11 protein-coding genes are annotated in these 14,180 nt (G+C 64.9%); 5 read left to right on the top strand and 6 right to left on the bottom strand.

Translation table 11 applies throughout. The features are described from left to right. Positions 1–10: 10 nt before the first annotated feature. The 4 genes from KAK06_RS18840 to KAK06_RS18825 all read right to left on the bottom strand — a co-directional run bounded on the left by KAK06_RS18840 (position 11) and on the right by KAK06_RS18825 (position 7,595). Positions 11–3,166 carry a type I restriction endonuclease subunit R gene (locus KAK06_RS18840; RefSeq protein WP_210803696.1) on the bottom strand — a complete coding sequence of 1,052 codons (3,156 nt, stop codon included), beginning with the start codon at positions 3,164–3,166 and terminating at the stop codon, positions 11–13. Beyond that, entirely contained in the window at positions 3,156–4,454 is a 1,299-nt protein-coding gene (locus tag KAK06_RS18835) for an FRG domain-containing protein (protein ID WP_210803695.1), read from the bottom strand. The genes KAK06_RS18840 and KAK06_RS18835 overlap by 11 nt, the downstream gene beginning before the upstream one ends. Next, positions 4,451–5,680 (bottom strand): restriction endonuclease subunit S domain-containing protein, encoded by a 1,230-nt coding sequence (locus KAK06_RS18830; RefSeq protein WP_210803694.1) that lies wholly within the window; start codon positions 5,678–5,680, stop codon positions 4,451–4,453. The genes KAK06_RS18835 and KAK06_RS18830 overlap by 4 nt, the downstream gene beginning before the upstream one ends. Before the next feature lie 196 nt (positions 5,681–5,876). Beyond that, positions 5,877–7,595: a class I SAM-dependent DNA methyltransferase gene (locus tag KAK06_RS18825; protein WP_210803693.1), complete on the bottom strand. Its 1,719-nt coding sequence runs from the start codon at positions 7,593–7,595 to the stop codon at positions 5,877–5,879. Between the two features lie 431 nt (positions 7,596–8,026). On the opposite strand from KAK06_RS18825, the gene KAK06_RS18820 reads away from it, so the two are divergent. The 5 genes from KAK06_RS18820 (at position 8,027) to KAK06_RS18800 (ending at position 11,862) form a co-directional block, all read left to right on the top strand. Next, positions 8,027–8,722 (top strand): hypothetical protein, encoded by a 696-nt coding sequence (locus tag KAK06_RS18820; RefSeq protein WP_210803692.1) that lies wholly within the window; start codon positions 8,027–8,029, stop codon positions 8,720–8,722. Positions 8,723–8,724: 2 nt separating this feature from the next. After that, positions 8,725–9,294 carry a hypothetical protein gene (locus KAK06_RS18815; protein WP_210803691.1) on the top strand — a complete coding sequence of 190 codons (570 nt, stop codon included), beginning with the start codon at positions 8,725–8,727 and terminating at the stop codon, positions 9,292–9,294. 119 nt (positions 9,295–9,413) lie between these two features. Then, positions 9,414–9,758, top strand: coding sequence for a hypothetical protein (locus KAK06_RS18810; RefSeq protein WP_247652978.1), 345 nt, complete (start codon positions 9,414–9,416; stop codon positions 9,756–9,758). Between the two features lie 2 nt (positions 9,759–9,760). Continuing rightward, the gene (locus KAK06_RS18805; protein ID WP_210803690.1) at positions 9,761–9,964 is read left to right on the top strand and encodes a hypothetical protein; all 204 of its coding nucleotides are present in this window, start codon (positions 9,761–9,763) and stop codon (positions 9,962–9,964) included. 584 nt (positions 9,965–10,548) lie between these two features. Beyond that, positions 10,549–11,862 (top strand): tyrosine-type recombinase/integrase, encoded by a 1,314-nt coding sequence (locus KAK06_RS18800; RefSeq protein WP_210803689.1) that lies wholly within the window; start codon positions 10,549–10,551, stop codon positions 11,860–11,862. A 354-nt stretch (positions 11,863–12,216) separates the two neighbouring features. On the opposite strand, the gene KAK06_RS18795 is transcribed toward KAK06_RS18800, so the two are convergent. Beyond that, on the bottom strand, positions 12,217–12,495 hold the full coding sequence (locus KAK06_RS18795) for a hypothetical protein (protein ID WP_210803688.1): 279 nt from the start codon (positions 12,493–12,495) through the stop codon (positions 12,217–12,219). A gap of 389 nt (positions 12,496–12,884) precedes the next feature. Next, positions 12,885–14,042: a hypothetical protein gene (locus KAK06_RS18790; protein ID WP_210803687.1), complete on the bottom strand. Its 1,158-nt coding sequence runs from the start codon at positions 14,040–14,042 to the stop codon at positions 12,885–12,887. Positions 14,043–14,180: the final 138 nt, after the last annotated feature.

Below are 14,180 nucleotides of genomic sequence, written 5' to 3'. Positions count from 1 at the left end.
CATCACGCCTTCACCGCGACCACTGATCCGACAGCGTCTCCGCCTGCTTGAGCACCAGTTCCACAGCGTCCGCCTGCTGGTCCGGCGGGTACTTCCACCGCTGCAGCGTCCGTCGCACCAAGATTCGCAGCTTGGCCCGCACGCTGTCGCGCACTTGCCAGTCCACCGTGGTGCTGGCACGCAGCTTCTCGGTGATCTCGACAGCGATCTTCTTCAGCGTCTCGTCGCCTAGCTCGCGCACCGCGCTTTCATTGTTGGCCAGCGCGTCGTAGAAGGCGATTTCGTCATGGCCCAGGCCCAGCGCGGCCTCGCGCTCCAGCACGGCCTGGAACTCCTTGGCCATGGCGATCAGCTCCTCGATCACCTGGGCTGTTTCGATGGCGCGGTTGTGGTACTGCCGCAGCGTCTCCAGCAGCCGATCCCCATACTTCTTCTCCTGCACGACGTTGTTGCGGGCGCGGGCCTTGATCTCGTCGCGCAGCAGCTTCTCCAGCAGCTCCACGGCCAGGTTGCGGCTCTTCATTTGCCGCACGTCTTCCAGGAACTCGTCGGACAGCAGCCCGATGTTGGGCTTGTCCAGCCCGGCCAGCGCGAAGATGTCCGACACCCCGTCGGCCACGATGGCGTTGTCCAGGATCTGCTTGAGCGCGCTGTTCTTGTCCTCCGCGGTGCGTTTCTTGTCCACCGTGGTGAACTTGGTGATCGCTGCCTTGACCGCCGCGAAGAAGGCGATTTCCTTGCGCAGCGCCACCGCCTCATCCAGCGTGCCGCACAGCGAAAACGCCTTGCTGACCGCCGTCATCACGTCCAGGAAGCGCTTCTTGCCGTCCTTCAAGCCGAGCAGATGGTTGGCCACCGGCACCAGCAAGGTCATGGCATGGGTTTCGTAGGCGCTGTAGTCAAAGCCGTGCATCAAGCCCCGCACCACATCCATCTTCTCCAGCAGCACGGCCAGAGCCTCAGCCGCGTTGTGTGTGGGGTCGCCCTTGCCCTTGGCTTCGGTGTAGGTCTTGAGCGCCGCCTTCAGCTCGTTGGCGATGCCGATGTAGTCCACCACCAGGCCGCCGGGCTTGTTCTTGAACACCCGGTTCACCCGGGCGATAGCCTGCATCAGGTTGTGGCCCTTCATGGGCTTGTCCACGTACATCGTGTGGCAGCACGGTGCGTCGAAGCCCGTCAGCCACATGTCACGCACGATCACCAGCTTCAGCGGGTCAGCCGGATTCTTGAAGCGCTTCTCCAGCGACTTCTTCACCGTGTGGGTGTAGCGGTGCGGCTGCAGCAGCGGCTTGTCGGCCGATGAGGCCGTCATCACCACCTTGATGGCGCCGGCCGCTGGGTCGTCGCTGTGCCAGTCAGGGCGCAGTGCAATGATGGCGTCGTACATCCGCACGCAGATCTCGCGGCTCATGCAGACGATCATGGCCTTGCCGTCGATGGTGCTGATGCGCGCCTCGAAGTGCTGCACCAGGTCCATCGCCACCTGCTTCAGCCGTGGATCGGCCCCGACCAGTTTCTCCAGCGCCGCCCATTCGCTCTTGGTCTTCTCGCGGCTGGCAACGTCTTCTTCGTCTTCCACCACCTCATCGACCTGCGCGTTCAGCGCGTCGATCTCGGCCTGGTTCACGTCCAGCTTGGCCAGGCGGCTCTCGTAGTAGATGGGCACCGTGGCGCCGTCGTCCACCGCGTCCTGGATGTCGTAGATGCTGACGTAATCACCGAACACCGCGCGGGTGTCCTTGTCTTCCAGCGCGATGGGCGTGCCGGTGAAGCCGATGAAGGTGGCGTTCTTCAGGGCATCGCGCATGTGCTTGGCAAAGCCGAACACGTACTTGCCGGTCTTGGTATCCAGCCGGCCGTTCATACCGTACTGGCTGCGGTGCGCCTCGTCCGACATCACCACGATGTTGGTGCGCGCCGAGAGCTCAGGGTGCACCTCTTCACCCTCCAGCAGCGCAAACTTCTGCACCGTGGTGAAGATGACGCCGCCGGCCTGGCGCGAGGCCAGCATGTCGCGCAGCTCATCTCGGCCCGTGGCTTGCAGCGGTTCGGTCTTCAAAAGATCGCTGGCAGCGCAGAACGTGCCGAACAGCTGACCATCTAGATCATTGCGGTCGGTCACCACCACCAGCGTGGGGTTCTTCATCGCCGGTTGCTGCAGCAGCCTGCCGGCGTAGCAGGCCATGGTGATGCTCTTGCCCGAGCCCTGGGTGTGCCACACCACGCCGGCCTTTCGCGAGCCAGGCCGCACCTGCTTGCCGTAGGTGGCGCGCTCTTCCCGCACTTCCAGCAGGCCCTTGTCGGCATCCTGCGCAGCGATCACCGTGGCAGCCACGGCCTCACGCACCGCGTGGAACTGGTGGTAGCCCGCCACCTTCTTGATGAGCGCGTCCCCGTCCTGCTCGAACAGCACGAAGTGCCGCAGGTAGTCCAGCAGCAGCTCAGGCTTGAAGAAACCGCGCACCAGCGTTTCCAGCTCCATCTGCAGCTGGGGCCGGTCATCCTCGTTGCCGATGGTTCGCCACGGCAGCATGCGCTCGGCATCGGCCGTCAACGAGCCTACGCGGGCCGTGAAGCCATCACTGATCACCAGCGCCGCATTGCAGTTAAACAAGTCGGCGGCTTCGACCTTGTAGGTCTGCAACTGGTTGAAGGCGTCCCAGATGTCCACCTGCTCGTTGGCAGGGTTCTTCAGCTCGATCACCGCCACCGGCAGGCCGTTGATGAAGGCCACCAGATCCGGACGCAGCAGCTGCTTGCTACCCTGCACGGTGAACTGGTTCACCACCAGGAACTCGTTGTTTGCCGGGTTGGTGAAGTCGATCAGGCTGGCCAGATCGGTGGTTTTGCCGTCGCCATCGGGCTTCGGGAAGCTCACCTCTACACCGCCTAGCAACAGCCGATGCACGGCACGATTGCGGACCACTGGCAGTGGCTCGCTCACGCGGGTAACGGCATCGGCGGCCTCCTCCAGAGCCTGCGGCGGAATGCTCGGGTTGATGCGCGTCAGTGCCGCCAGCAGGCGCCCGCGCAGCAGAACCTGCCGGTAGTCGGCTCGCTCGGCGTTTAGACCCTCGGGCGCAATGTCAGGGCCGTGGACAAACTGCCACCCACCCTCCTGAAACCAACTAATGCATTGCTCTTCGAGCTGGTGCTCATTCAGCATGGGGGCCATCCTCCTTGCTTTGAGCGATGGCAACGGCCAGCACGCGCTCCACGACGGCTTCGCGTGCGTTGGCCGGGTAGCCCAGCTTGCGCAACATCACGCGCACGGCCGTTCGCAGTCGAGCCTGAACCGCATCACGGGTGCTCCAGTCCACCACCTTGTTCTGTTCGATGGCCTTCGATAGTTCCTGGGCGATCAACCCGATACGACCGGGTTCGACTTGAGCCGCCTCGGTTGGCTGCCGAAGAATGTCCTCGATGCTTAGCGCGGTAGCCTCTGCTGCATCGGATGTAGGCGCTTCCACCTCGGCGGCGTCGGCAGGCGGTGGCGGTGCGCTCGTCGTCTGGCGCTCCGCTTGCCGGGCAATCTCTGCCAGTTGCTCAGCCTCTGTCGTAAGGATGTTGCAGTACTCGGACGCGCCGATCAGATCGGGGAACAGGCTGGCGTGGTGAACGTTCATGCGGCGCAGGTGGCGCACGCAGTCGTCGCGTTCCTGACCGTCGTTGCGGACATAGATCTTGCAGATGTAGCGAGCCAGAATTTCGGGCTGCTCATCTTCGTCCGCCGCACGCAGCGCCTCATCGGTGAAGCCCTCCTCGTCGGTCAGCACCGTGGTCAGCTTGTTTTCCAGCGTTGCATCGAAGGGCGAGAAGGTAAACAAGCCCGCTTGGTTCACCAGGCGACCGTGTTGATCTTGGCGCGGCTCAAACACGCGGATCCCGGTCTCGTCCTCATGGTCCGACAGAAAGCTCTTGTTGAGCACGTAAACGGCGCGGTACGGGTTCTCCTTCTCGTCCTTGTCGTCTTCCTTGTGGAAGGCAAAGAACAGCGCCACATAGGGTGAGTAGGTCCAGTCCAGCAGCGGCGTCATTAGGCCGTGGTGCTGGCCGACAGCCCAGAGCTCGTCGTCTTGATCAACCAAGCCGATGTTGCTGATCCGGCCACGCACTGCGCGCTTGAACAGGCCAAGTTGTGCGGCAGCCAGCGCCTCGGAAACGATGCCGTTGATCGTCACCCGTCCCAGCGTGGGCATCAGGCCCCAGTCGTAGCGGCGGTGACCACGGAACACCAATTGCACGCCCGGGCGGTTGAAGAACGGCGCATCCAGCAACAACGCGAAGTCACGCCAACTTTCCAGTCGAGTGACGGGAATGCGGCCGCTCAACTCATCGGCCATCACCTCGAATCGCTTCGTCTGCCCATCCGCGTTCCACAGTGGTATGCGGGTGAAGTAGTCGCTGCGAGATGCCGACGCGTCGGCCACGGCTGCGTTGGTGTTCTCGGTCAAGCGGCAGCCTCCGTCGGCACCTGCTGAACTTGAAGCTCACCCGAGAGCAGCTTGGGCAGCAGCGAATCACGCGTCTCCGCCAAGGCTCTCATCTGCCGAGCGCAGCATTCGACTTGTCGGAACATTGGGGCCGTGTACCGGTGGAACGCCATCAGTAGATCGGGGCTGGGAACCAGCACGGCAAGCGACTCAATGTGACCCTTGGTGATGGCCTCGCGCGAGGCCCCGGCATTCAAGCCCAAAAGGAAGTTCTTGGTCTCAGCCAAAAGTAGATGTTGGTGCAGGAACCGGGGTGGGACTCCTGCCTTGGCGCGAATGATGGCCACATGCTGATTGACGCGTGCGGGGAGAACATCAGGCAGTACGACACAGGTGCGCAGGATGGACGCGCCGGTGATGTTCAGCAGCACATCGCCTTCCTGCACGGTAACGCCCTTGAGTTGTTCCGCCGCTTCATCCGTGATCCGCGCCAAGCCCTCCCACACGAAAAGGCTGTCGTACACGTTCTGGCTGCGTATCAGCGCGATTCCTTCGTCCTGATAGACCTCTTTGCCACCTCGCGGCGTTGCACCGCTACCGATCTTGTCGGTCAGCTCCGCGAGGGGTTTCATGGACCAGCCCGCAGGCACATCACCCGATGGCAGGTGCGCCAGTTCATCCGGGAACAGCGCTGCCGTGGCAGCGAGCTGTGCGCGTTGGTCCGATGGCATCGCATCGAGTTCGGCGTCCGCCTTGCCGCTGATGGCACTCATCGCCGCGCGCAGCGAGTCGCTTCCTTCGGCCTTGGCGGCGATCTTGGCCTTGACCGGGTCGAAGTCCACAAACCACGATTTGAAGATGGCTTGCGCCATTGCTTCGAGGGTTTGGTTGATGCGGCGGTTAAGCGCAATCTGTTGATCAAATGACGTCAGACAGTCGTCAATGGCCTGCTGCGACGCGAGACCATCTATGCAAGGATGCGTACTGGCAACGAACCGGGTGAACTGAAAGTTTGCAATACCCGTTGACTGGTTCTCGAACTCCGCAATCTCTCCAGTCTGGTGAAGAGCATCGATCTGACGGACTACAAACCCCGGATCGACCACTTTGGCATCAAGCCTCAGCAGTCGGCAAAAGCTCGCAGGAATGACTACGCCACCCAACGCTTGAAGCACGTCGGTGGTAATCAGTAGCGATCGACCAGTGTGTTGACCACTTGCAGCACTGCCCCCAGAGACTTCAATCACGATGTCCCCCACCTGGAGCAGCCTATTCTTTACCTTTGCCTCCGATTCGAAGCGAACGGGAACGGATGAGGAATCGCCCATTCGTAGGCGTGGAATGTCTGTACCGCGAATCACGGCGACTCGTACCTTACCCGGGCCGGGCTGTTCATCGCCCCATCCGCCTCCGATGGCATGGAGCGTCAATTCCGCCAAAGACTTAGAGCTCATATCCCAGCCCTGCGAGATTCTTCTTGATCTCCCCCTGCAGCTTCGTACTCTCCGCGAACTGGTCAGCCAGCTGTAAAGTGAGCCGCGCCATCTTGTCGGCGAACAGGTCACCGTCCTCGGTCTGGTCTTCTGCACCCACATAGCGCCCAGGAGTCAGCACATGCTCCTGCTTGCGCACTTCGTCCAAGCTGGCCGAGAAGCAGAAGCCTTTCACGTCTTCATAACCCGCGCCCTGCTGCCAAGCATGGAAGGTGTCGGCGATCTTCTGGATGTCCTGGCCAGTGAAGTCGCGCAGCACCCGGTCCTTCATGTAGCCCATCTGACGCGCGTCGATGAACAAGAACTGCCGGCGCCGGTCGCGCTTCTTCTTGTTCAGGTTGAAGCCGTTGACCTTGTCGCGGGTCAGGAACCAGATGCAGGCCGGGATCTGCGTGTTGGTGAACAGCTGGCCGGGCAAGGCCACCATGCATTCCACAAAGTCGTCTTCCACCAGGCGCTTGCGGATCTCGCCTTCGCCGTTGGAGTTGCTGCTCATCGAGCCGTTGGCCAGCAGCAGGGCCAGGCTGCCGGTGGGCGCCAAGTGGTACAGCATGTGCTGCAGCCAGGCGAAGTTGGCGTTGCCCTGCGGCGGCGTGCAACCGGGCAGCCAGCGTGGGTCATTGGCCAGCTTTTCGCTCCACCACTCCTTCATGTTGAAGGGCGGGTTGGCCATCACGTAGTCGGCGCGCAGGTCGGGGTGCAGGTCGTTCTGTAGCGTGTCGCCAGGCCCGCCGCCAAAGTTGAAGTCGATGCCGCGGATGGCCATGTTCATGGCCGCCAGCTTCCAGGTGGTGGGGTTGCTCTCTTGCCCGTACACGCTGATCTGGCCGCTGGCCTTGTTGCCGCCGCCTTTGGTGCTCTTGCCGGCGTGCTGCTCGATGAAGTCTTCGCTCTGCACGAAGAAGCCGCCCGAGCCCATGGCCGGGTCGTACACCCGGCCCTTGAAGGGCTGCAGCATGTTCACGATCAGGCTCACGATGCTCTTGGGCGTGTAGTACTGGCCGCCCTTCTTGCCCTCAGCCAGCGCGAACTCGCCCAGGAAGTATTCGTAGATGTGGCCCAGGATGTCCTTGGCCTGCAGGTTCAGCGGCTGGCCCTTGTATTCGGTGGCGTGGAAGTTCGTGTCTGAGAACAAGGCGATCAGATCGGCCAGCTTGGCGGACTCCAGCTCGGTGCTGGCGAAGTTCTTGTTCAACACGTTCTTGAGCTTGGCGTTCTCGCGCTCGATCGCCTCCATGGCGTTGTCGATCAGCCAGCCCACGCTGCGCATCTCTTCGGGCTCGTCCTTGCCGGGCTTGTTCCAGGGCAGCGGGGCCTTTGGGGGCAGCTGGGCGCACTCCATCAGCGTTTGCCAGCGTGCTTCCACTGGCACCCAGAAAACGTTCTTCTCGGTGTAGTAGTCGCGCACCTCGCGCTCAGCTGCGACGTTGCCCTCGTAATCCTCGGGGAAGTCCGCCGGGTCCATGTAGTAGTCGTGGGCTGGGTCACGGAAGTGGGCGTCCAGCTCTCTTTGCCGCTCTTCGAAGGCGTCAGACACGTACTTGAGGAAAAGTAGACCCAGGGCAATGTGCTTGTAGACCGCTGCGTCCAGGTTGGAGCGCAGCTTGTCGGCCGAGGTCCAGAGCTTCTTTTCGAGGTCGTTGAAAAACTGTTGTTCGACTTGGTCCATGAATCCGTCCCTATGGGTGCCATTCCAGTATCGCGGCAGGCGCCAATGCATTCTGCCCGCCGCGCCCGCCAGATCAGGGGTATCGATCGCTGGCGCGGTATTTCCTGTTCCGTGTGCGCTACATCAGTCAAGCGCATTTCATGGCTGTGGCCGCCGCCCAGCGGTACCACCCATCCACCCGACCACGGAGCTTCCCCCATGACCATCGCATCCACCCTGTCCACCCTGTCCACCCTGTCCAGCCTGTCGCGCTCGACCTCGTTCAGCTTCCCCACGCAGCTGGACGTCAACGTCCACGTGCGCGTCCGCCGCTGACATCGGCCCGCCCGCCGGCCCGAGCGCCGGCACCTTCAACACCCTGAACGCCCATGGCCTCACCGCCATGGGCGTTTTGCTTTCCGGGCACCCGATGCACCGAGAGGACGCCACACATGACCTCGACCACCACCTTTCACCTGGTCCGCCAGGGCACCGCCGCGAAGCTCGGCGCCAATTCCACGGGCACGATCAGCTACGCCGTCCTGATCGACGCCGACCGCACCGAACCCTTCATCGCCTTGACGGGCAATGACGGCGGCGGCTACTTCAGCCGCGAGGCCGTGCCAATCTCGGCCTTGCGCCGCTGCGCCGGCCAGACCGACACCGACAAGCCGCTGGGCGCCAGCGCGTTCAAGCCGGCCTTCGTCGGCCGCAGCACGAACAACGGCTATTTCGCCGTGGCAGCGTTGTGCGCCGAGGGCCTGCTGAACCGCGTCCAGCGCGCGGGCCCCGGCCGGGGCCAGCCTCTGGCCGATGCCGGCTTCTGGGACGACTGGTGCGCCCAGGTGCACGCCCAGGCCGCCGAGCAGGGAGCGGGCCTGCCTGTGTTCCAGATCGGCAAGCCGGCGGCGGCCGAGCCCGCGGCTGACGGCGACCGCGAGACCGCCGCCACCGCTGGCGAGGGTGAGGCTGCGGGCATCAAGTCGGCCGCTTTCGCCGAGGCGGGAGAGGACGCCGGGCAATCCCAGGCCGACGAGACCACCAGCGCGCCAGCCGATGCCGATGAGGCCGGGCAGGCCGGGCAGGCCGGTGAGGGCGAGCCCGAGCCCGCCGCCAAGCCCCGCCGCCGGGGCAAGGTGAAGGCCTGACCATGCCGGCCCCCACCACCACCCCAGGCCGACCGGCCTGGGCCCAGGCGTTGGTGCCGACCGACCTGATGCTGGTCGGCCTGGACGGCGGCAGCCCGACCGTCGTGCTCGATGTCTTCGAGCTGGTCGACGGTGTCGACCTCAACAGCGTCACTCGCTGCCTGGACCTGCTCAAAGCCCATCCCGTCGTCCTGCACTGCGGCGTGCCGCGCGCGCTGATGGTCTACAGCCCGGCCACGGGCTGCTATGCCGCCAGCTTCGACGGCGAGATGGACGAGGACATGGCGCACCTCACCGAGGCGCAGGCCGGCTTGTGGCTGGCCAACCTGTCCACCGAGCACGGCGCGCTACCCGACCGCGTCGATCACTGGTACGTCATCGGCGTGAACGGGCGCGAGCTGTCCGGCCAGGACACCGCGGCCATCGACACCTACCGCGAGCACGCCGACCACCTTGTCGAGCCCGTGCCGCCCAGCGCGATCACCGGCGAGCCCAGCCACACGAAGAAGTACGAGCGCCTCATCAGCCGGGCCTTCTGGGCCCTGGCTGCGCGATGCCAGGAAGGCCGCTGAGCGCCGATTCGGCCGGCTGTCGCCACCCACCACCACCCCGACCACCCGGCGCGTTCATGCGCCCGCTTCCACCCCTGCGTGCACCCTGCACCAGGGGCGGTCCCATTTCTGGAGCCCCCATGATCGACACCGTTCCCATGGCGCCACCCCCACGCGCCGATCTGCAGCAGCCCGCCTGCCCGCTGTTCGATCTCGGCCAGCTGTACGCCACGCGCGGCCTGATCGCCCACCTGGAAGCCAACCCCGGCACGGCCGTACAGGCGCTGGTGCGCCGACACGTGGCCGGCGACTACGGCGAGCTGTCCGCCAGCGACCGCCAGGCCAACGTGGACGCCATCGCCAGCGGCGAGCGCATCTTGTCGGCCTACACCGTGGCCGGCGAGAGGGTCTACCTGATCACCGAGGACACCGACGGCCAGGGCCCCGGCCGCATCACGACAGCCTTGCTGGCAGTGGAGTACTAGAAATGACCGAGCCCGACTCATCTGACGGCCTGCCGCGGCCCATCGACGCCGACGTGGCCCGCGCCGTCGCCCGCCTCAACCATGGTCAACGCGAGTTCTTCGAGGAGCGCGCCGGCATCCTTGAGTTCGATGCCGGCCTGCCCCGAGCCGAGGCCGAGCGCGAGGCGCTGGTGCAGACGCGCGAGTTCTACGGCCTGACCGGCTGACCGGGCGCGCACGCCGGCATGGCTGCGCGTTGCCGTAGCCAGGCGTTTACCCGCAGCAGATTCGAAGCGGCACCACAGTGACTCAGTCGTAATCCGCTGGCCCACACATCGGCAGCGCACTGTGGTCGCGACGGCTTCGCGAGGGACCCTTTCGCGGCAGCCGCAGCCGCCCTTGATTGAGCAGCTGCAGCCACTGCCCGCGCCGAGAAGACGCCGACGACGACGCGATCTACCGGAGATCCACCGGGCCGTCCCAGCGCCCCGCGGATTGCACCACCCCACCGGTGCCGTAAGCCCAAGCCGATGAAGGCTTCATGCCCAACGTGGCTCGCGTACCTGGGCGAGTGGCCCACGGATGACCGACCCGCGTGCAGGCCGGCGGGCACCTGGCAGCCACCGGCGCCCACATCGACCGACACGCGGATGGATTCGCCTCGGTCAACTTTGCGCGCAAAGGAGGATTTCGCAACAGCCACATAGCGGATTCCCGGGCCGACCTCGGCCCGCCGCCATCCCACAGCCCGCCCCCGGTCCAGCGCCGGTCGGCGGGCTTTCCTTTATGTGACGCCCGAAGAGATCCCACCATGACCAAGAGCCCCAAGAAGACCCCGACCGCCCGCGCCGCCGCCATCGCCACCGGCGGTCTGCCGCCGAAGAACGCCCGCCGGGGCCAGCAGGCGATGCAGCGCGGCAAGTCGAAGACCCACTTCCACTTCAACGAGGATGCGATGGCCCTGCTCAAGGGCCCCGCGCCCGGCTCCAGCCAGAAATCCGTCGAGTACACCGACGAAGGCTGCCCGGGCCTCAAGGCCGAGGTCGGGCGATCCGGCCAGGGCACCTACCTCTTCCGCTACACAGCGCCCAACGGCCGCAAGCGGGGCATGCGCATCGGCACCGTCGGCGCGATGACGCTGGCCGAGGCCCGGCAGATCGCGCTGGCCGCCCGCGCCAGCTTGGACCGCAACGTCGATCCGCAGGACGAGCGCGACCGACTGAAGGAGATGCCCACGCTGGATGAGTGGGTGCGCCGCGAGTACCTGCCCTGGGCCCAGATGAACAAGCGTAGCTGGCAGGACGACAAGAGCCGCTACGAGAACCACCTCGCCCGCCGCTGGGGCGGCATGCGCCTGTGCGACATCAGCAGCCGCGACGTCGAACGGCTGAAGGCCGACACCTTCAAGGGTCGATCAGCCGCGACGGCGAACCGCCTGCTCACCCTGGTCTCGGCGATCTTCCGCGAGGCGATCAACCACGACGTGGTAAAGATCAACCCGGTGGCCAAGGTCAAGCTGTTCAAGGAGAAGAGCGACGGCCAGCGGTACATGACCGCCGACGAAGTCGGGCGCCTCATGGCTGCTCTCGACGCCGACGAGAACCCGGTGGCGGCCGATGCGCTGAAGCTGCTGCTGCTCACGGCCTGCCGCCGCGAGGAGATCCTGCAGCTGGAGTGGTCGGCCGTGGACCTGGTGCAAGGCGTGGCGAAGATCGAGCGCACGAAGAACGGGCATGTCCACTGGGTGCAGTTGTCCGATGCCGCCATCGAGCTGCTCAAACGCCAGCCGAGCAAGGGCAAGTCGATCTACGTCTTCCCCGGCCGCGATGGCGTCGACAAGCCGATCAACAACGTGCGGAAAACGCTGGAGCGTGCGCAGAAGGCCGCTGGCATAACCGAGCACGTGCATGTCCACACGTTACGCCATACCGCGGCCTCACTCGCTGTGCAAAATGGCGTTTCCCTGTATGTCGTGCAGTCCATGCTCGCGCATAAAACTGCCCGTATGGTTCAGCGTTATGCACACCTGAACGACACGACAGTGCGATCAGGAACGCAAGCCTTGGCGGATGCCGTGACGCGGGCGATGAAGGTTACTGCGCACACCCCGGCCGCCGGGACGTGATCGCGCCGGACCATCCGGCCAGCCCATGAGAAGTGCGGGTGTCCTTCGGGACACCCGCGCTCTTCCGCGATCGCCGTCAAAGGCCAGCGTACCAACCCCCCATCAAGCCAGAAGGGCGACATCACAAAGACGCCGCGCCAGCCCAACCTGCTCGGGTTCGATCAGCGGCTGAAGGCGATCGGCCCACGCTGCCAGTCCGCTTGCACGCTGTCCACCACGATGCGCGCGACCTGCCGCGCCATGAGCGCTTGGCCCGACCGTCCGATCGAAGGCGTCGCAGGAGACCCCCGATGGCGAAAGCCATCGGGGGTCTCCTTCGTTGATTTCTTGCCGCCAGAGCCCTCCCGGGGTGCGCTACAGCACCACCAGCCTGCGCCCGTCGGCATCGAGCAGCGTTACCACGGGGCTTCGTCCGGGCGACTTCGCCACATGCACCAGCCCGGCCGCGGACAAGCGCCGGAGCGCGTCGTAGCTGGCATCCCGCGAGGTGCGAAACCTGCGCAGCGTGGACTGGCTGAACCGCACTTCAGCCGACTTGCGGATGGCCGCGAGGTAGAGCAGCACGATGCCCACGTGCAGGGCCTTGCCGGGCACCTGGGCGACGCGTTCCAGCCACGGCACGGGCAGCAGCATGTGCACCTGGTGGGGCCGTCGAATGGTCAAGGGTTGGATGCTCACGCTAGGCGCCTCCGATCCGGTTCGGGCACCGCCCAGCGCGAGCACCCACATCGGACTGTTAGCGCCGCGGCCCCTACCGGATGCGCGCAGCCTCAGCCCCCCGATGCTGCGGGCATCACCAAAGAAGGCTTGCGAATCTCGCCTTGCGATGGGTGACCTGGGCGGCGCATGAAATTCGCGAGGCGCGTTGAATCACGACCGGCCATGCCGCACGTGACTAACCCAGGCGTGCATCGCACGCCCGGGGCCCAGGGGCTGGCTGAAGCCAGCCGCGCGCAGTGCCCCTGCGGTCCACTGCGCTGAGCCGCGGCAACCGCCCGTGCAGGCGCCGTCATTGCCCGCGGTCAATTGGGATCGCCTTCCTCATCATCGTCGGCAGGCTCGTCGTCGTCACCGCCACCACCCCGCGCGCCGCCGTCACCGTACGGGCTGTCTTCCGCCTCGTCCAGAGACACCAGCAAGGGTCGGAGATCAGCCTCCGGAAAGAGGATCTCTAGCTCGCGCAGCAGTTCCATCACCGGCCCAGCCCTGGGCACCGACGCCAAGACCACAGGCTGCGTCCTCGCGGTCTTGACCTCTTGCGTGGTGGTGGCAAGACCGAAATCGGTGAACCACTGCGCCATCTGCGTGTAGGTGTACTTGCGCACCAGCCCCATCTCGTTTCGGGTGTAAACGCGCAGGAACGCGCGCTTGAGCATGCCCCGCAGGCCGTCACGGCCCATGTTCAACACGGGTCTGCCCTGAGCCCTGGCCGCACCGCGCGCTCGTCCACGCCCGATCTCCTGCTCAAGCCGGGCGACGTCATCCACAGTCTTGATGCAGAAGCCCTCAACCTCAGCGTTTAACGGGGCATCGGCCCTTGCAGGCGCCCGCTTCTTCCGGGGCGGCGCGCGCAGCTGATCCAACCGGGCGCGGGCCAACTCAAACTCTGCCACCGTCGCCCAGGGCTGCGTGCTGGCAGCCACGTGCGTGGTGTTCCAGCCCAGGACCACCAGCTCACGCGCGTCGACCAGCCGCCGCTTGAGGTCGAATTCCAGGCTCATGCGCACGTTGTTCGAGGCCTTGATAAGGTCTACACCTTTCTCCCACTGGTCACGCAGGCTGGGGAAGGCCTTGAGCACCACGGTCGATCCCGGGGTACGGTGTAGGTACATCTGCAGCAGCTCGTCGTTCTGCGCCCGGCGGATCTGCTCCGGCGTCATCTGCTTGGTGATACGCACGGTCGGCTGCACGCCCGCCTTCGCCACGACGATCTCTTGCCCGGCCATCGGCCTGGCGGTGAGCTGGCCGCGAGTCTTCATGCAGACCACCTGCTCCGCGCCGTGCTTTACCTCCAGCATGTCCGAGCCGGGCAGGGCCCACCAGCAAAGACGCTGGTAGCGCCGCGACAGCGGACCGGTCAGGTCGATGTGTTCACGCGGCGCACTGGTCAGGAAGCCATCCGTGGTGGCACTGACGACCACATGCTGGCGCGGAATCCGGTTCAGTACTTCTGCCAGCACCGCGCGGATGAATGTATTGACCCAGTGAAAACCTGCTCAGGTGTTAATGTCGAAAGGAAGACACCATGAGTATGTTGATGGACGAAGAGATCAAGCGCTGGACGGCCAAGCGCAAGACGGCGTTGGTGCTGGAGATCA

It is taken from the genome of Ideonella aquatica (assembly GCF_018069755.1).
In the GTDB taxonomy this organism is placed as follows: Bacteria; Pseudomonadota; Gammaproteobacteria; order Burkholderiales; family Burkholderiaceae_C; genus Ideonella; species Ideonella aquatica.
Note: the sequence above shows the minus strand (reverse complement) of the source record. Positions and strands in the feature narration are given on the sequence as shown.

What these genes read in the sequence shown, in the direction of transcription:
- KAK06_RS18840 (WP_210803696.1), bottom strand. Translation starts at nt 3,166, where the DNA reads ATGCTGAATGAGCACCAGCTCGAAGAGCAATGCATTAGTTGGTTTCAG.
- KAK06_RS18825 (WP_210803693.1), bottom strand. Translation starts at nt 7,595, where the DNA reads ATGGACCAAGTCGAACAACAGTTTTTCAACGACCTCGAAAAGAAGCTC.
- KAK06_RS18820 (WP_210803692.1), top strand. Translation starts at nt 8,027, where the DNA reads ATGACCTCGACCACCACCTTTCACCTGGTCCGCCAGGGCACCGCCGCG.
- KAK06_RS18815 (WP_210803691.1), top strand. Translation starts at nt 8,725, where the DNA reads ATGCCGGCCCCCACCACCACCCCAGGCCGACCGGCCTGGGCCCAGGCG.
- KAK06_RS18810 (WP_247652978.1), top strand. Translation starts at nt 9,414, where the DNA reads ATGATCGACACCGTTCCCATGGCGCCACCCCCACGCGCCGATCTGCAG.
- KAK06_RS18805 (WP_210803690.1), top strand. Translation starts at nt 9,761, where the DNA reads ATGACCGAGCCCGACTCATCTGACGGCCTGCCGCGGCCCATCGACGCC.
- KAK06_RS18800 (WP_210803689.1), top strand. Translation starts at nt 10,549, where the DNA reads ATGACCAAGAGCCCCAAGAAGACCCCGACCGCCCGCGCCGCCGCCATC.
- KAK06_RS18795 (WP_210803688.1), bottom strand. Translation starts at nt 12,495, where the DNA reads ATGCTGCTGCCCGTGCCGTGGCTGGAACGCGTCGCCCAGGTGCCCGGC.